Genomic DNA, 15,824 nt, shown 5'->3' on the forward strand with positions numbered 1-15,824 from the left:
CAACAGATCCAAGCCAATACATTTTTTTGTTGTCTTATAAATTCAGGTATTCATTCCAGATCTTATATAACTTGTAAGTAGCGTAAACATCATCTCCGCAATAAACAGCAATTTCTTTAACGCGACCGGCCTTATAGAGTTCCTTAACTTCCATTCCAGTAACTCCTTTTGACTTTGGGGATTGGATACCGAACGCGTTGCAGTAAAAATCCAGATTGAATTTTCTTGTTGTCCCGAAAAAAGTAAACTGATCAAGAAGATCAATATGCTCTCTGGAATCGTACCTGTACTTCATAAGGTTCCTGGACGGTTTTATACTGAGCATAGCCGACCTTATCATCAGAAACGGGATATCGAAATTTCTTCCGTTGAAAGTTATAATTTTTTCTGATTTAGCCGTTATATTCCAGAAATATTCCAGCATACCGGTTTCGGGTAAAGGTTTGTACTTAATTCCCTTTTCTTCAATTAAAATTTCTTCTTCATCCTCGCTTTCAAAGAGTACGGTGGTTTTTTCCGTTTCAATATTCATCAAACCTATCGCTACAACTTTAGCAGTGAGCGGATAAAGGCTTAAATAGCGTTTTGTTTCTTCAGTCTGGAATTCTTTTTTGAGAGGGTCGGATTCGCTTCCGGTAAATCTTAAAAGGTATTCCTGCTGGGATTCGGAGAGGATTTCGAAGTCGTATCCGGTAGTTTCAATATCGCAGATCAAATTCATTTATGCCCCCATAGAATTTGATTTCATTTATAATCTAATAAATTTACATCATAATTCCACTCTAATTTTTTAGTGGCGCGGCACAGGATATTTTTTAATTTTGACAGGCGATAATCGGGATAAAATTTATGGAGATGAAAAACCGCGCACAGTTTATCGATATGCTGAAAGGACTTGCGCTCCTTGTAATGATAGAAGTGCACGTAGTCAATATTTTTATAAGCGGTGAAATTAAATCTGCATGGTGGTTTTCATACCTAAATTTCATAAACGGTCTTGTAGCGCCGGCCTTTACGTTTTCTTCAGGAATGGTATTCGTTCTTTCTCTTCAGAAAGGTCTGGACGAACTGAGGAAATTCGGAATGAAGTTCTGGAAAAAGCTTGGAAGACTGATGCTCGTATTCCTTGCCGGGTATTCAATTCATATGTCTTTTTTGTCGCTTAGAAAATTGTCTAATCCTGAATACCCCCATATGCTTCAGGAATTTTTAAAAGTTGATATACTTCAGTGCATTGCGGTCGGACTGATTATACTTTTGATGCTAAGGATATTAATAATAAACGATAAAGGATTTTACATTACTGTTCTTCTGCTGGACCTATTTGTACTTGCTTTCGGTCCATACGCATGGGGGACTGATTTTTCTAATACAATTCCACTTGGTATCGCAAATTATTTCAACCGGATTCACGGTTCTCTTTTTCCTCTTTTCCCGTGGCTATCATTCATATTAACAGGTGCGTTGATAGGAAAGCTTTATATTGAAGCTAGAATCGGGATCGGGGAGAAAAAGTTTTCTAAATATTTAATCATTTACGGCACAGCCCTATTTATCGGTTCCTATCTCCTGCTCGATTTTATTCTGCCGTCATCAGTTGTTGAAATAAAACCGAATCCCATTTTTTTCCTGCAGCGTTTAGGTGTTTTACTTTTGTTGCTCGGAATTTTCTGGTATTATATTAACAGGTTTGAGAACTACTCATCCTTTATAATGGATGTAAGCCGCGAATCGCTTCTGGTATACTGGCTTCACCTTAAAATATTATATAAGAAGTTCTGGGACGGAAAGAATATAATCGATTTTTTCGGAACCGAGCTCGGAATTTTAGAGGTTGCAGTTATAACCATCATACTTGCTATTATTATGGTATTCCTGGCCAAGGGATGGGGTTACTTGAAGATAAAGTACCCGGTTTTAATTTCACGCGGAGTTTTAATTATTGTTTCGGTATGTGTAATTATCTTTTTTATTGCTTGATCAGGACCTGAGAATATCTACTCCCTTCTCAAAAGATTTTACGGCTTCATAAAATTCATCAGGAATAGGAAGAGGCTGCCTGATTACTTTATCAATATGAACAACTGCGCCCCCGCCTTTTGCAATAATCCTACCCGTAGAAATTTTTTCGACAAGGTGCTCGAATCCGAAACTAGTATTCTTTATAAAACTGATTCTTGTATGGATGCGCAGTTCGTCATCAAGAAAAGCGGGTTCCAGGTAATCACAATTATTATGGACCATTATAAAAAAAGAATTCCCTTCCAGTAATTCCTTCAACTGAAAATTTCTTTTTAGATCCTGGACATATTTGATTCTGGCGTCCTCAAAATAATTGAAATAAACAGCATTATTACAGACTCCAAGAATGTCAACTTCATGAAATCTGACTGTTTCAGTTATTGAGTGTTGAAATAAACTTTTATCCATCCATTATTCCCGGTTAATAATTACCCTAAAACTTTAGAAATAATCCGAGCTGCTGCTTCAATATCCTTTGCAGAGACATCCATATGAGTTACTGCTCTAATCTCTCCAACTTTACCTGTACCAAGAAGCAAACCCTCGGCTTTGCATTTAGACTGGAATTCTTCTATCGTCATACCGAGAGGTGTAAACATTACGATGTTTGTTTCAACAAGTTCAGCATCAATGTTTACGCTGCTAATATCCTGGAGACGTTCGGAGAGAAGTTTTGCTTTCTGATGATCTTCCTTGAGGCGTTCAATATTATTCTTAAGTGCGAAAAGACCCGCAGATGCAATTACACCCACCTGCCTCATACCTCCACCCCAGGCCTTTCTAACAGCAAAAGCTTCTTTGATGAATTCTCTGGAACCGGCAATGATTGAACCGATGGGAGCGCCAAGTCCTTTCGACAGGCAGCATGAAACAGAATCGAAATGCGAAGCGTACTCTGCAGGTTTAATTCCTGTTTCCACGGATGCATTCCAGATTCGCGCACCGTCAAGGTGAATAAACAAATTATATTTCCTGGCAAGTTTTGAAAGTTCGCTTATATTTTCGATCGGATTAATTGTACCGCCGGCCCTGTTGTGCGTGTTTTCTATTTCGATTACACGTGTCCTGGCCATATAGTAAGCGCTTGTCGGGCGTATCAGCGGCTCTACCTGATCGGATGAGAATATTCCCTTTTTATCACCGTCAACAAGACTCAGCTGCAAACCGCTTAATCGTGCGGGCGAACCTGACTCATACTGAAAAATATGAGCGTTCTTTTCGCAGATTACTTCGTCGCCGGGCTGTGTAAGAACATTAAGACAGATTTGATTTCCCATTACGCCTGTCGGGACATAAAGAGCCGCCTCTTTACCGAGAAGCTGCGCGGCATAATTTTCGAGTTCGTTAACTGTGGGATCTTCTTTGTAAACATCGTCGCCAACTTCAGCATTGAACATTGCTTTGCGCATTGCATCGGAAGGTTTTGTAACAGTGTCGCTTCTAAGATCAATTATTTTCATTTCTGTTTATTTAGTTTGTTTGAGATTTTCTTAATGGTTGAATAGAATATTACGAATATAGATACTAGAGAGGCGGATAATGGAACTGCAAGCGGAAAACGTGAATAGAGGGTAAGTGAATTATTTAATGCTACTTCTCCAACAAGCATATCCCTCTGGAATAGTTTTGTATTTGCTACAGTTCTACCGAGGGGATCAATAATGGCACTTATACCGCCGTTAGCGGCTCTAACAACGTAGCGTCTATTTTCAATTGCTCTTAGTACCGAAATCTCCTTGTGTTGAAACGGACCGCTTGAGTATCCGTACCAGCTGTCGTTGGTTACAACTGCCAGCAGGTTGGCACCTTTCTGAACAAACCCCGCAACAAAATCCGGGTAGATCGATTCAATGCAGATTACACCGCCAACTTTCAATTGAACACCCTCTATCAGGTCGAACACAACCTGCTGGCGTCCTTCATTCCAACTGGAAATTCCGACCTGCCATTTAATCAAATCACCTAGAAACGGCAGCGACTCAACAAACGGGACTTTCTCGCCGAAAGGGACAAGTTTCATCTTACCGTATTTCTGAATTTCACGCGATTGCGGAGTGAACAGAAGAATTGAATTGTATGAAACATAATACATGTCGATCACTTTCGACAATTTAGCATCCGGAGGTGCTTTCTCCTTATCAAAAAAGTAACTGGCATCGGGCATACCTGTTAAAACAAAGACGTCGTTTGAGTCGGCAAAATTGTGGATCCTGCTCACCTCGGGGAAATAATTCCCGATCAGAAGATAAACCGGAAGAGCGGATTCCGGCCAGATGATTAGTTTTGCATTCTTCTTAACGGCCTGCCGCGATAAATCAAGATAAAGGTCGAGCTGCTGACTTACGTTGCCCGCTTCCCACTTGTCCCACGGGTTTAGATCCGGCTGAACTAATCCGACTTTTATTTTCTCTTCAGGCATTTTAAATGTGCTGACTCTTATAATTCCGTAGAGAACCGGTACAATAATTAAAAGAATAGTAATTACAAGCAGTTTCACATTAAGTTTTTTTTCTGCTCTATAATTTTGAATTGATCTGAATAATAAAAGATTTATATAAAGAACGAGTAGTGAAACACCATATGCGCCGATTATATCCGCCGATTGTATAAAAAGATTGAATTTTGGGAGACTGTTTGAAAGTGTAAGCCAGGGAAACCTTAGATCAGTAAGACTATAAGCATATTCAAAGGAAACCCAGAAGAAAGGAAAGAGATAAAGGGCAGTTTTTTTATTTAAGAATCTGCCGGCCAGATAAAACAGTGTTGAAGGGATTAAATAGACTGCCGGATTAACAAACATAAGCAGAACACCTGAAATCATTAAGAACGGATCCGCTTCTTTCGTCCAGCTGCCCACCCAGTATAAAGTAATAAGTGTATAGACAAATGCAGTTAGGTACGTTATGCGGTTAATTTCCGCAAGTGTTTCCCTTTTTGTTATAAGATAGAAATATGGTATCAGGGCAATAAAAATTGTATAAGGGAAAGGAAACGGGGGAAAAGAGAAACCGAACAAAATACCGCTGGCCAATGCTAATAATCTGTCATTTCTTATCTGCTTTCTCTCTTCAGGCGTCCGGATTATTTTCTTAAATAATTTCATTTAGTACTTTTTTTCCTGCGAAAATATTTATAGATGAAATAACAGGCAACGAGAGCAACAATTATTAAAACAATATTCGAGTATGTGTTAAGATAGCTATCGATCAGTTCGAGATTTCTACCCAGAAGTATTCCGAGCCAGATGAGAGCCGAATTCCACAATAATGAACTCATTGCAGCAAAGAAAAAGGTTGGCAGAGGTTTCAGCTTATGTACACCGCAGAAGAAGCTGATAACTGCCCGGGTTCCGGGAATAAACCTGTTGATAATAATTATTTTATAACCGTATTTATTAAACCAGATATCAGCTTTATCGAGCGATTCCTGTTTTATAAATTTCAGTTTCCCTTTGCGTAAAAGTTTATCACCCAAGTATACGCCGATATAGTACATTACTATAAATCCTAATCCGCTGCCGATACTAGTAAGAACAAGGACAGGTAAAAAACCGGCCGGAGAATTTGCAACAATAGCGGCCCCCACAACAAGAATAAGATCACTTGGCGAGGGGGGAAAAATATTTTCTATGAATGAAAATAAAAAGAGTGCAAAATAGATAAGAGCAGGATCGAGAGTACTTATATAAGAAATGATTTCCTGGAGCATTAATTTTCTTTTTTGATTAGAAGTACGATCGCAAATGCTGAGACGCCTTCTCCTCTTCCTTCATAACCGAGTCCTTCCGAGGTGGTGGCTTTTATTGAAATCTGTTCCACACCGGCGCTCAGAATTTCGGCTATCACCTTACGCATCGATGGAATATAAGGCGCAATTTTGGGTTCCTGAATTACAACAGTTGAATCTATATTTCCAAGTATATAACCGTTATCCTTAATCAGATCGTAAGTTTTCAAGAGGAGAATCCTGCTGTCTATGTCTTTAAATTTCAGATCTGTATTGGGGAAATGTTTTCCGATATCACCGAGGGCCAGTGCCCCGAGGAGAGCATCGCAAATTGCATGAAGCAGGACATCGGCGTCGGAATGACCGTCAAGCCCTTTAGGATGCTCGAGTTCAATTCCGCCGATAATAAGCTTTCTGTTTTCCGCCAACTTGTGTACATCGTAACCGAAACCGATTTTAAATGGATTGATCAATGTCTTATCTCGAATGTTGAAAATTCATTTTGATGTGTACCCCACTTAATCGAAACATTTTTCACATCAGCATACCGGGGGCCGGTTTTTATCTTATTAAAAAGTTCTTCTATTAAAAACCGCTCACCTTCTACAACTGTCAGTACCTCCCCGGTAAAAAGATTTTGTGTGTATCCTTTAAGTCCCAGCTCCGTTCCAGCCCGAAGTACAAAGTATCTGAAGCCGACTCCCTGTACCAGACCGTTCGCAATTATTTCAGCTCTTTCCATTCCTGTTTTCTTTCCCGGCAAGGAGATTATCGAAAGCTTCGGCAACAACGAGTCCTAAAAATATCAATCCGCTTCCGATGAAGCCAAAATTAGTGATTTTTTCACTCAGTAAAAAGAAAGCGAAGAGAGCCGCAAATATCGGTTCGAATGAATAAATTATTCCTGCTTTGGTGGGGCTAACGACTTTCTGATATTTAGTTTGAATTGCGTAATTGACGAGCGTTGCCAATAGTGATGTATATAAAATTCCGCTTGCCGAATCTAAAGTAATTTCAAATTTCATATTCTCAATTCCTGTTGCCGAAAAAAGACCGGAGAAAAGAAAGCTGAGGAGCGCAACCGAAGCAAGCTGCAAAAGAAGCAGATCGCGAAACTTAAATTTAGGTGAAATGATATCGATGAAGACTACATGCAATGCAAAGAAAGCAGCGCATCCAAGCGTTAACCAATCACCTGTGTTGAAATTAGTACCAAGGTCGGTTATAAATTCGCTTAATGAACTTCCACTGCTGGAAAGAAACAACAGGCCGATAAAAACCAGCAGCGTTCCAAGCTGTGCCCCTTTTGTTGGCAACCTTCTTTCAAAGATTGTCTGGAATAGTGGAACCATTACAACAAGCGAACCAGTAATGAAACCGGAACGCGATGCAGTTGTGAGCCTTAAACCGTTTGTCTGAAGAAAAAAACCGAAGAATAAAAGGGCACCAAGAAATATTCCCGGAAGGAGGGAACTGAGTTCTATCCTGATCCTTTTAACTATGAAGTAAACCGATATTAAAAGGGCTGCAATTCCGAATCTTACTCCTATAAAAAGAAGAGGTGAAACATCGTTCAGGGATTCTTTAACTAGAACGAAAGTCCCGCCCCATATTATAGTCATAAAAAGAAGAGCGCCCTCGCCGAAATATTTTTTATACAGGGGATTATTTGTATCAGTCATTGTTTTCAGTATAACCGAAGCTTTTAAGGAGAGAGGGATTTGAACGCCATTTTTCGCGTACTTTTACAAAGAGTTCCAGAAAGACTCCCTTACCTAAAAATTCCTCGACAGCAGAGCGGGCAACCTTACCGAGCCTTTTTATCGAGGATCCGTTATCACCGATTATAATCGGTTTTTGTGAATCCTTCTCTACAATAATACTCGCACGGATAAAGTCCTTGCTTTCGGAACGCTCTATAAATTCCTCAATCAATACTTCTGTACTGTACGGAATTTCATCCCTGAAAAGTTCAAATATCTTTTCCCGGATAATCTCTGAGACAAAAAACCTCTGATTAGAATCGCTTAATTCATCATCCGGAAAATATTTAGGATGAAACGGAAGAAATTCAAGAATTGATTCGATAATTGATTCGAGATTATATTTTTTCTCAGCGGAAGCAGGGATTACTTTCTGGAAGTATCCGGTCGAATTAAAACTTAGAATCATTTGCGAGACAGAAGGCTGATCCGAAAGATCAACTTTATTTATAACAAGAATTTTTTTTAATGAGGCATCATTAACCAGAGCAGACACAACAGGATTCAAAAGAGTTTTTTTCCCGTCAGGGTCCGAAGAAGCATCGATCATTAACAGAATAACATCGGCATCTTTAACCGCCGCATGAACATTCTGAAGCATTTTTTCCTGAAGTAGATATTCTGGGTTTAAGATTCCGGGAGTATCCAGGAAAATGATCTGATATTGATCCGACGAAAGTATTCCTAAAATCCGTTTTCGAGTTGTCTGAGGTTTATTCGTAGTGATAGAGAGTTTTTCACCTATAAGTGAATTCATAAGTGTCGATTTACCGACATTAGGCATTCCAATTATTGCAGCGAATCCGGCTCTGGTATTCATTTCACTTTATTTGTTCTATCCGGCATGCAAAATATTGAAGGTATTCCTGAAAGACAAACGTCCGGTTATCTCGCCTGCCCGCCAGAAGTTAATCTGTCTAAAGTATTTAGATTGTTATTTATCAGGAGAGATTCTTGAGCTTATTTTTAAATTCCTTATGCGATTCCAGAACATAATAACCGCTTGTAAGAAGAATAAGTGAAAGGAGCAGTCCAATAGTTGTAACATTACTATTAGTAAAAAATCCAAGCAGCTTTGGAGTATTATCGCGCAGCCAAGTAAGCAGATAATCCAAAAATGAAAGTCTGCCCGACCCTTCTGCCGGTTTATCAATGACAGACAACGCGACTATCATTATGGCAAATATTGCAACGGAGAGAAGACTGATCATTGAAATAAAAAAGTAATTAATTTTTGGCACAACAGATTTCGAATGAGCTAAAATTCTATTCATTAATTTAGCTGTAAATCCTTCCGGAGCTGGAGTAACAGGAATTTCCCTCAAAGAACGATCGACTGATTTCAATGCCTTTAATTTCTTGAGAGTATCAGGGTCTTCAATTATCGTACGGTTTAATTTATTGACTGAGTTTGAGTCGAGTTGATTATCGATATAATCATTCAGCATATCATCTGTTAAATTGCTCATAACATTTCCTCCTGATAATTATGCTTTAAGAGAAGATCTCTAAGAGCATTTCTGGATCTATGAAGTAAAACCTTTGTATTAACGAGTGACGTACCCATAACCTGACTTATTTCGTTCAAAGATAATCCATCTACATAAAATAAGATAGTCACAATTGCATTTCTCAGAGGTAATTTATCTACCATTTTCAGGACATACCCTCTTGCATTCTCAGTTGTTGAATAGATCTGATTATCAAATATACCGGGGTCGAACGATTCGTCAATCGATTTCATTTCCTGTTCTATTTTTCTTTTTTTAGATGCAATGACAGTCAATGCACTATTAAAAACGATCTTGTAGAACCAAGTTGAAAATTTAGCATCCTGCCTGAAATCCTTAAGTGAATTGAACGCTTTCAGGAAACTATCCTGCAACACTTCTTCGGCATCCATTTCATTTTTCAACATTCTTTTTAATAAGGAAAACGCCTTGTCCTTATACCTGTCTATCAACAGAGAGTAATCCTGATGATTACCCCTGTTAACGGATTCAATGATTTCTATATCGGATAAGTGTTTCATCGGCATTTTAGACAGGCCCCAAATCCTAAAGGTTACATAATAAACTAAAAAAAATATTGTAACCTTTTATACTTAATAATTTGTCCAAATCAGTGAGAATTAGAACTTTTTGTTAAATCAGAAAAAAAATGAAATAATTTGTAACCAGTTAAATAACTCTTTAGTCAAAAGTAACAAATAAACACGGAGGATAAAATGCACGACGGAGAAATATTAATACCGATTATAATGTTTCTAATTATTGGAGTAATTTCTGTTACTTATATCTACTTCAAATCGAAAGAGAAACAGATGATGATCGAAAAAGGAATGTCTTACGAACAAATGATCGAATTCCTGCGATCAAAAAGAAATCCCTATACCTGGCTTAAAGTCGGAATTGTTGTAATGTTTTTCGGAATAGGACTGGGAGTAGGTCTCCTTATCAAAGAGTACACATATGTGGAAGAGTGGGTTCCATTCCTGATGATCTCATTTACAGGTCTCGGATTTGTACTGGCTTACCTTGCCGAGAGGAAGTTTGAAAAGGAGAATAAGTAAAAATTCTGTAAAGTAAGGATTAAAAAGATTCCCGAAGAGGTCTTCGGGAATCTTTTTTTAATTAAGCAAGTTCATGTTCTTCGAGCCATCGCTGGGCATCGAGAGCAGCCATGCAGCCGGACCCGGCAGCTGTAACCGCTTGTCTGTATGTTTTGTCCGCCACGTCACCCGCAGCAAAGACACCTTCAACATTCGTGTATGTAGAACCCGGTTTAACTTTTAAGTAGCCGGTTTCATCCATATCAAGTTTGCTTTCAAATAATTTCGTATTAGGCTGATGACCGATAGCAATAAAAATTCCGTCGGTTTTCACTTCATAAGTCGAACCGTCTTTGGTATTCTGTATCAGAGCACCGGTTACAGATTTTCTGCCGTTTTCATTTTTACCTAAAACCTCTTTAATAACCGCATTTGTGATGAATTTGATTTTAGGATTTTTATGTGCGCGTTCGGTCATAATTTTCGAAGCTCTGAATTCATCTCTTCTATGAACAAGGGAGACTTCTTCGGCAAATCTTGTAAGATAAGTTGCTTCTTCCATCGCTGTATCTCCCCCGCCAACAACAAGAACTTTAAGACCCTTATAAAAGAATCCGTCGCACGTTGCACAGGCAGATACACCGTAACCCATAAACTCTTTTTCACTTTCGATATTAAGAAGTTTAGCGGAAGCACCGGTAGCAATTATAAGCGCGTCAGATGTAAATACCTCGCCACCAACTTTTACAGTAAAAGGTCTTTTGGACATATCTACTTCGTCAACAATCTTATAGAAGCATTTCGCACCGAATCTTTGTGCCTGCTTTCTCATAACATCCATCAATTCCGGTCCCTGAATACCATGCTCAAATCCGGGAAAATTTTCGACTTCGGTTGTAATTGTTAACTGACCTCCGGGCTGTAATCCTTCGAATACAACCGGACTAAGATTAGCCCTTGCCGTATAAAGAGCAGCTGTTAATCCGGCCGGACCGGATCCGATAATGATCACTTTATGATGATTTTCCGACATTTAATCTCCAGATTTTGTACGCAATTTATTCTTTTTTAAAAATTAAGTAAAGGTAAGATGAATTAAATGCCAGATGGATTCTCAGCGTAGAAGAAAATTTGCATTCCTCTTAAGACCGTTCAATTTTGCCCTCTTAAGGGGACTCGTTTCAAATTTTGAATTAAATTCCGCCTGAGACAAATTAATCACATCACTTAACCGGAAGCCGGTTCCGTTTGCCGGTTCAAAAGCACCTTCACCTGTTACAACTGAAAATTTATTATTCCACGGGCATACGTCCTGGCAGACATCGCAGCCGAAGAGCCAGTTATCAAAGTTGTCTTTAATACTATTCTCAATATCACCTTTATTTTCAATCGTTAAAAACGAAATACATCTGTTCGAGTCGACAATATAATCATCAACAATAGCTTTGGTAGGACAAGCATCTAAACATGCCCGGCAAGTACCGCAGTGATCAACGACCGGTTCATTGTATTCGAATTCCTGGTTAGTTATTAATGTTGAGAGAAAAAACCAGCTTCCCATTTCCTTTGAAATAACATTCGAGTGTTTTCCCAACCATCCGATTCCAGCCCGAACAGCCCAGGATTTATCCATGACCGGGCCGGTATCGACATAGCTGATGCTTCTAAAGTCCGGGTCTAATTCATTCAGTTGTTTCTCGAGGATTTCAAGCTTATCCCAGACAATAAGGTGATAGTCCTTCCCCCAGGCATAACGTGAAATTTTCCCGATACCGTTCTGATTGCAATGAGAATGATCTGTATAGTAATTAATTGCGAGAGAGATGACACATTTAGCTCCCGGAAGGATCAGATTAACATCCTCTCTTTTTCCGAGATTACGATTCATATAATCCATGCCGGCATTATAACCGCGTGAGAGCCATTCATTCAAATGGCTTAGTTCGTCAGTCAAACGTTCAGCTTTAGCGAAACCGACCAGATCGAACCCTAGTTCTCTGGCTTTCTCAATAACTATTTGATTGCTGATCTTCAACCGTTACCACTTTAAATCTTTTTTTACAATTTTAACGTAGACGTCGTCATTCCGGATAACGGTTTCAAAAGAATCGAGGCCTTTTCTTCCCGGTGCGAGATTACCTGTTTTAAGATCGAACTTCCAGCCGTGCACCGGGCATACCACATTTCCCTCGTCAATATATCCTTCATGCATCAGGTGTGTTTTTTGATGCGGGCAGATGTTGCTTAACGCATAGACATTATTATCAATCAGAAAGAGTGCTATTTCCACATCATCAATAAAAAACCTTTTACCGGTTCCTTCTTTCAGCTCATTCAATTTACATACTTTTGAAAACTCTTCGGTTAAATTCATTATCCTAACTCCGTCAATACTTCATTCAGAAAGAACCCTTTATCATTTTTTGTAACGGTAGCGGCCACAACTTCAGGGTCATGCTCGAAAAATATGAGCCAGTTTTCCTCAATTGCTTTCGGGTAGAGGTTTTTCTTTTCCTGGAGTGTAATAAGCGGCTGAAGATCGTACCCCATGATATAGGGTAAAGGAACATGAGAAGAAAAAGGGAGCAGATCTCCGCAGTATAAAAGTGTAGAGGAGGAATCCGAAATCTTAACCATCTGCTGACTCATAGTATGTCCGTTAATAATCATGAATTCAATTTCGTCATCCAGCCGGAAATCGGGTTCCACAAGGTTTAACACACCGTGATTGTAAAGGGGGACAAAACGGCTTTCAACAAAACTTGCGCGGTCCCTATCCGATGGATTAATTGCCCACTCATAATGTTTTTTCTGCACATAATATTTCGCATTCGGAAAGGCCGGTTCCCATTTCCCATCGATCAACGAAGTAGAACCGCCGGTATGATCAAAATGGAGATGAGTGAGGATAACATCGGTTATCATCCCCGGTTCAATTCTATGAACTTTTAGTGCACGCAGTAAAGTATTCCCCTCGTTGGAAAATCTGTATATGGACTTAAACTTATCATCCCAGTTTTCCCCGATACCAGTATCAATCAGAATTTTCCGGTTACCGCTTTCCAGCAGTAGTGAACGGGCACCTAGAGTAACGCGGTTCTGTTCATCCGAAGGATTATATTTCTGCCAGAGAGGTTTCGGGATTATTCCGAACATTGCCCCGCCATCAAGCCCGAAAGTAATTGTATCTATTGACTTAAGATTGTATTTGCCGATTTTCATAATGCTTATTTCGTTAATTATTGATAGATTTTACAGGGATAAATTTAAAAACAATGCAGATAAAATCATATGAGAAGAGGAAATTTATTAATCTATGTTGTTTTAAGTATAATTCTGATTATCACTCCGTACGGCTGTGTTCAGCAGCAAACTATTGCAACTGATTATGAAACAGAGCTTAAGGTAATGTCGTTCAATATCCGGTACGGTACGGCTAATGATGGTGAGAACAGATGGGACTTAAGGAAAGAGTTTCTCTATGAAGTAATTCGCGAAAATAATCCGGATATACTTGGGCTTCAGGAAGCTCTAGAATTTCAGTTGCAGGAAATAATTGAGAACATCCCCGGATACGGCTTCATCGGTTCCGGGAGAGATGACGGAAAGAGCAAAGGTGAATTTACAGCAATATTATTTGCAAAAGACAGGTTTATAATTGATACATCGGAAACATTCTGGTTTTCGGATCAGCCCCAGGATCCCGGTTCAATTACATGGGGCGGGTCGCTTCCGCGGATCTGTACATGGGGATTATTATTCGACAAATTTGCCAACAAATCCCTGTATGTTTACAATATTCACTGGGATCACCAATCGCAGATTTCAAGGGAAAAAAGTTCAGATGCATTATTGAGAAAGATCGGTCTGAACGACAATAATCTTCCACTGGTTCTGACAGGTGATTTTAATTGCGGCGAATCGAATCCGGGGATCAAGAAACTATTAGAAGCCGGACTGACAGATACATACAGGTCATTAAATACGCCCGCACCTGACGAAGGTACGTTCAACGGATTCAAAGGAGACAAGACAGGTGAGAAAATAGATTTTATTTTTATCCGGGGGAATCTCGGGATTGTTCATTCCGCTATTGACCACTCAAACAGAAGCGGAAAATATCCATCCGATCATTTTCCGGTTACAGCAACATTAAAGTATAAATAAAAAAGCCCCGTTTTAGGGGCTTAATAAAAACTCTAAGGACAATTCAGAATTATCTTCCGATGCCATCCAGATATTCTTTTCTCTTCAGTAATGTATCTTTATCTTCAACATGTTTTGGATCCGGAACGCAGCAATCAACAGGACAGACAGCGGCACACTGAGGTTCATCATGGAATCCGACACATTCGGTACATTTATCTGGTACAATAAAAAAGAAATCTTTTGAGAAAAAACCTTCGGCGCCTGACGGGGCTGCATCGCCCTCTCCATAATGAGTACCGGCCAATTCCCATTGTGCGCCTCCTTCATATATAGCGGTATTTGGGCATTCAGGTTCGCAAGCTCCGCAATTAATACATTCGTCGGTTATCATAATAGCCATAACTAATTCTCCTAGATTAGTGAAAAATTGTTTAGTTAACTTTTATTATAGGAATTCTTCCAATATCAATGATGTAGTTATTATCCGAGAAGTACTTATTCAATTCCAGAATTAAGAGATCAATTTTATATGATAAATCAGTTAAATCAATATTGTAATAAGAAGGAAGGTATTCATTCAGCTTTTGGATTCCTTTAGTTAACTGATTCAAAGCACCGCGGTAATTTCCGGAAGCCAAATGATAACATCCGACCGAAACTTGAACCAATCCCTGAAAAAACCTTCTGTCCTCTCGACTACTTTCAACCCACAATTCTTCGAATAAATCGTGGGCCGTAAAGAAATCGGCATTGTTAAAGTAACTAATTCCTTTAGAAATATCTTTCAAAACCGATGAAATAATAATAAAAGAAGTGAATAACTTCAAGCATAGAAGTGGATTAAGGAATAATAATTACCAGCTTCCGCTTGCTCCGCCTCCCCCAAAAGAGCCGCCTCCCCCCGAAAAACCCCCAAAACCGCCTCCAAAACCACCCCCGCTACCGCCCCAGCCGCCACGGCTTCTACCGCTTCCGAGTGAAGAGATTATCAGCCAGGGTAGAATATTGCTGCCCCCTCCTTTTCCTCCCCCTTTTCCTTTGCCTATAATCGAAAAGATTATATACAGTATTGCCATAATTATGTAAACAATGGGAAAACCGATCCCATCTTCGTCATCTTTAGTCTCTCCCTTATATTCACCAACGGTAGCCTTCATAATTGAATTCAGTCCGGCAAAAATTCCTTCATAATAATCTCCCTGCTTGAAATAAGGTCTGACTTCATTTCTTAGTATTGAACTGGCAAGAGCATCAGGTAAAGCACCCTCCAGACCATATCCAACTTCAATTCTCATTTTCCTGTCCTCTTTAGCAACAAAGAAAAGTACACCGTTATTGTTTTTTGCGCTTCCGATTTTGTTTTTTGTTGCTACCTCATATGTAAACATTTCGAGGGAATAACCATCCAGAGAATTGATCATAAGAAATACGACCTGATTGGAAGTGGAATCGTCGAATTTTTTCAGAGAAGAATTAAGAGTGTAGAGTTCAGAGTTAATTAACGTAGAAGTAAAATCGTTTGCATAATTTTTCAATTCAGGAAATTGAACCTGAGCATTAACAATAAGAGGAAGCAGAAAAATCCAGAATATTTTTCTCATTAACTCTACACC

Annotated in this window: 21 protein-coding genes; 3 read left to right on the forward strand and 18 right to left on the reverse strand. The window is 39.2% G+C overall.

The features are described from left to right. Window positions 1-34 precede the first annotated feature (34 nt). A complete protein-coding gene (locus PLZ15_00675; GenBank protein ID HOI28241.1) occupies window positions 35-721 on the reverse strand; it encodes a ribonuclease H-like domain-containing protein in 687 nt (228 codons plus the stop codon). 128 nt (window positions 722-849) lie between these two features. Between PLZ15_00675 and PLZ15_00680 the strand changes: the two genes are divergently transcribed. Next, window positions 850-1,980, forward strand: coding sequence for a heparan-alpha-glucosaminide N-acetyltransferase domain-containing protein (locus tag PLZ15_00680; protein ID HOI28242.1), 1,131 nt, complete (start codon window positions 850-852; stop codon window positions 1,978-1,980). On the opposite strand, the gene PLZ15_00685 is transcribed toward PLZ15_00680, so the two are convergent. The 10 genes from PLZ15_00685 to PLZ15_00730 all read right to left on the reverse strand — a co-directional run bounded on the left by PLZ15_00685 (window position 1,981) and on the right by PLZ15_00730 (window position 9,549). Next, the gene (locus PLZ15_00685) at window positions 1,981-2,430 is read right to left on the reverse strand and encodes a thioesterase family protein (GenBank protein ID HOI28243.1); all 450 of its coding nucleotides are present in this window, start codon (window positions 2,428-2,430) and stop codon (window positions 1,981-1,983) included. It abuts the gene before it with no gap. Window positions 2,431-2,450: 20 nt separating this feature from the next. Continuing rightward, window positions 2,451-3,482 (reverse strand): GntG family PLP-dependent aldolase, encoded by a 1,032-nt coding sequence (locus PLZ15_00690; protein HOI28244.1) that lies wholly within the window; start codon window positions 3,480-3,482, stop codon window positions 2,451-2,453. After that, window positions 3,479-5,125, reverse strand: a complete 1,647-nt coding sequence (gene lnt / locus PLZ15_00695) for an apolipoprotein N-acyltransferase (protein HOI28245.1) — start codon at window positions 5,123-5,125, stop codon at window positions 3,479-3,481. The genes PLZ15_00690 and lnt overlap by 4 nt, the downstream gene beginning before the upstream one ends. Beyond that, entirely contained in the window at window positions 5,122-5,730 is a 609-nt protein-coding gene (locus tag PLZ15_00700; GenBank protein ID HOI28246.1) for a DedA family protein, read from the reverse strand. Before PLZ15_00700 ends, lnt begins: the two co-directional genes overlap by 4 nt. Next, window positions 5,730-6,221, reverse strand: coding sequence for a 2-C-methyl-D-erythritol 2,4-cyclodiphosphate synthase (ispF, locus tag PLZ15_00705; GenBank protein ID HOI28247.1), 492 nt, complete (start codon window positions 6,219-6,221; stop codon window positions 5,730-5,732). The genes PLZ15_00700 and ispF overlap by 1 nt, the downstream gene beginning before the upstream one ends. Beyond that, window positions 6,218-6,490: an acylphosphatase gene (locus PLZ15_00710; GenBank protein ID HOI28248.1), complete on the reverse strand. Its 273-nt coding sequence runs from the start codon at window positions 6,488-6,490 to the stop codon at window positions 6,218-6,220. The genes ispF and PLZ15_00710 overlap by 4 nt, the downstream gene beginning before the upstream one ends. Continuing rightward, entirely contained in the window at window positions 6,477-7,430 is a 954-nt protein-coding gene (locus PLZ15_00715) for a DMT family transporter (protein HOI28249.1), read from the reverse strand. Before PLZ15_00715 ends, PLZ15_00710 begins: the two co-directional genes overlap by 14 nt. Then, window positions 7,423-8,331, reverse strand: a complete 909-nt coding sequence (gene era, locus PLZ15_00720) for a GTPase Era (GenBank protein HOI28250.1) — start codon at window positions 8,329-8,331, stop codon at window positions 7,423-7,425. The genes PLZ15_00715 and era overlap by 8 nt, the downstream gene beginning before the upstream one ends. A gap of 121 nt (window positions 8,332-8,452) precedes the next feature. Beyond that, a complete protein-coding gene (locus tag PLZ15_00725; GenBank protein HOI28251.1) occupies window positions 8,453-8,980 on the reverse strand; it encodes a hypothetical protein in 528 nt (175 codons plus the stop codon). Continuing rightward, a complete protein-coding gene (locus tag PLZ15_00730) occupies window positions 8,977-9,549 on the reverse strand; it encodes an RNA polymerase sigma factor (protein ID HOI28252.1) in 573 nt (190 codons plus the stop codon). Before PLZ15_00730 ends, PLZ15_00725 begins: the two co-directional genes overlap by 4 nt. Window positions 9,550-9,738: 189 nt before the next feature. On the opposite strand from PLZ15_00730, the gene PLZ15_00735 reads away from it, so the two are divergent. Then, window positions 9,739-10,083 (forward strand): hypothetical protein, encoded by a 345-nt coding sequence (locus tag PLZ15_00735; GenBank protein HOI28253.1) that lies wholly within the window; start codon window positions 9,739-9,741, stop codon window positions 10,081-10,083. 61 nt (window positions 10,084-10,144) lie between these two features. On the opposite strand, the gene trxB is transcribed toward PLZ15_00735, so the two are convergent. From trxB to PLZ15_00755, 4 genes are all read right to left on the reverse strand, one after another. Beyond that, complete coding sequence (gene trxB / locus PLZ15_00740) at window positions 10,145-11,095, reverse strand: thioredoxin-disulfide reductase (protein ID HOI28254.1); 951 nt, start codon at window positions 11,093-11,095, stop codon at window positions 10,145-10,147. 81 nt (window positions 11,096-11,176) lie between these two features. Then, on the reverse strand, window positions 11,177-12,097 hold the full coding sequence (queG, locus tag PLZ15_00745) for a tRNA epoxyqueuosine(34) reductase QueG (protein ID HOI28255.1): 921 nt from the start codon (window positions 12,095-12,097) through the stop codon (window positions 11,177-11,179). 3 nt (window positions 12,098-12,100) lie between these two features. Further along, the gene (locus tag PLZ15_00750; GenBank protein ID HOI28256.1) at window positions 12,101-12,436 is read right to left on the reverse strand and encodes a nitrite reductase (NAD(P)H) small subunit; all 336 of its coding nucleotides are present in this window, start codon (window positions 12,434-12,436) and stop codon (window positions 12,101-12,103) included. After that, a complete protein-coding gene (locus PLZ15_00755) occupies window positions 12,436-13,284 on the reverse strand; it encodes an MBL fold metallo-hydrolase (GenBank protein ID HOI28257.1) in 849 nt (282 codons plus the stop codon). The genes PLZ15_00750 and PLZ15_00755 overlap by 1 nt, the downstream gene beginning before the upstream one ends. 69 nt (window positions 13,285-13,353) lie before the next feature. Here PLZ15_00755 and PLZ15_00760 point away from each other — a divergent pair, with 69 nt between their 5' ends. Then, window positions 13,354-14,229 carry an endonuclease/exonuclease/phosphatase family protein gene (locus tag PLZ15_00760; protein ID HOI28258.1) on the forward strand — a complete coding sequence of 292 codons (876 nt, stop codon included), beginning with the start codon at window positions 13,354-13,356 and terminating at the stop codon, window positions 14,227-14,229. Between the two features lie 49 nt (window positions 14,230-14,278). Here the strand turns inward: PLZ15_00760 and PLZ15_00765 are convergent, their stop codons facing one another. The 3 genes from PLZ15_00765 to PLZ15_00775 all read right to left on the reverse strand — a co-directional run bounded on the left by PLZ15_00765 (window position 14,279) and on the right by PLZ15_00775 (window position 15,812). Continuing rightward, window positions 14,279-14,611 carry a 4Fe-4S dicluster domain-containing protein gene (locus PLZ15_00765; protein ID HOI28259.1) on the reverse strand — a complete coding sequence of 111 codons (333 nt, stop codon included), beginning with the start codon at window positions 14,609-14,611 and terminating at the stop codon, window positions 14,279-14,281. A 31-nt stretch (window positions 14,612-14,642) separates the two neighbouring features. Beyond that, a complete protein-coding gene (locus tag PLZ15_00770; GenBank protein HOI28260.1) occupies window positions 14,643-14,999 on the reverse strand; it encodes a DUF309 domain-containing protein in 357 nt (118 codons plus the stop codon). 66 nt (window positions 15,000-15,065) lie between these two features. Further along, entirely contained in the window at window positions 15,066-15,812 is a 747-nt protein-coding gene (locus PLZ15_00775; GenBank protein ID HOI28261.1) for a TPM domain-containing protein, read from the reverse strand. Window positions 15,813-15,824 lie beyond the last annotated feature (12 nt).

The organism is Melioribacteraceae bacterium (assembly GCA_035362835.1).
In the GTDB taxonomy this organism is placed as follows: Bacteria; Bacteroidota; Ignavibacteria; order Ignavibacteriales; family Melioribacteraceae; genus DSXH01.

What these genes read in the sequence shown, in the direction of transcription:
- PLZ15_00755 (HOI28257.1), bottom strand. Translation starts at nt 13,284, where the DNA reads ATGAAAATCGGCAAATACAATCTTAAGTCAATAGATACAATTACTTTC.
- PLZ15_00710 (HOI28248.1), bottom strand. Translation starts at nt 6,490, where the DNA reads ATGGAAAGAGCTGAAATAATTGCGAACGGTCTGGTACAGGGAGTCGGC.
- PLZ15_00730 (HOI28252.1), bottom strand. Translation starts at nt 9,549, where the DNA reads ATGCCGATGAAACACTTATCCGATATAGAAATCATTGAATCCGTTAAC.
- PLZ15_00760 (HOI28258.1), top strand. Translation starts at nt 13,354, where the DNA reads ATGAGAAGAGGAAATTTATTAATCTATGTTGTTTTAAGTATAATTCTG.
- PLZ15_00680 (HOI28242.1), top strand. Translation starts at nt 850, where the DNA reads ATGGAGATGAAAAACCGCGCACAGTTTATCGATATGCTGAAAGGACTT.
- PLZ15_00765 (HOI28259.1), bottom strand. Translation starts at nt 14,611, where the DNA reads ATGGCTATTATGATAACCGACGAATGTATTAATTGCGGAGCTTGCGAA.
- PLZ15_00775 (HOI28261.1), bottom strand. Translation starts at nt 15,812, where the DNA reads ATGAGAAAAATATTCTGGATTTTTCTGCTTCCTCTTATTGTTAATGCT.
- era (HOI28250.1), bottom strand. Translation starts at nt 8,331, where the DNA reads ATGAATACCAGAGCCGGATTCGCTGCAATAATTGGAATGCCTAATGTC.
- PLZ15_00675 (HOI28241.1), bottom strand. Translation starts at nt 721, where the DNA reads ATGAATTTGATCTGCGATATTGAAACTACCGGATACGACTTCGAAATC.
- PLZ15_00700 (HOI28246.1), bottom strand. Translation starts at nt 5,730, where the DNA reads ATGCTCCAGGAAATCATTTCTTATATAAGTACTCTCGATCCTGCTCTT.
- PLZ15_00725 (HOI28251.1), bottom strand. Translation starts at nt 8,980, where the DNA reads ATGAGCAATTTAACAGATGATATGCTGAATGATTATATCGATAATCAA.
- trxB (HOI28254.1), bottom strand. Translation starts at nt 11,095, where the DNA reads ATGTCGGAAAATCATCATAAAGTGATCATTATCGGATCCGGTCCGGCC.
- PLZ15_00690 (HOI28244.1), bottom strand. Translation starts at nt 3,482, where the DNA reads ATGAAAATAATTGATCTTAGAAGCGACACTGTTACAAAACCTTCCGAT.
- PLZ15_00735 (HOI28253.1), top strand. Translation starts at nt 9,739, where the DNA reads ATGCACGACGGAGAAATATTAATACCGATTATAATGTTTCTAATTATT.
- PLZ15_00685 (HOI28243.1), bottom strand. Translation starts at nt 2,430, where the DNA reads ATGGATAAAAGTTTATTTCAACACTCAATAACTGAAACAGTCAGATTT.
- lnt (HOI28245.1), bottom strand. Translation starts at nt 5,125, where the DNA reads ATGAAATTATTTAAGAAAATAATCCGGACGCCTGAAGAGAGAAAGCAG.
- PLZ15_00750 (HOI28256.1), bottom strand. Translation starts at nt 12,436, where the DNA reads ATGAATTTAACCGAAGAGTTTTCAAAAGTATGTAAATTGAATGAGCTG.
- PLZ15_00715 (HOI28249.1), bottom strand. Translation starts at nt 7,430, where the DNA reads ATGACTGATACAAATAATCCCCTGTATAAAAAATATTTCGGCGAGGGC.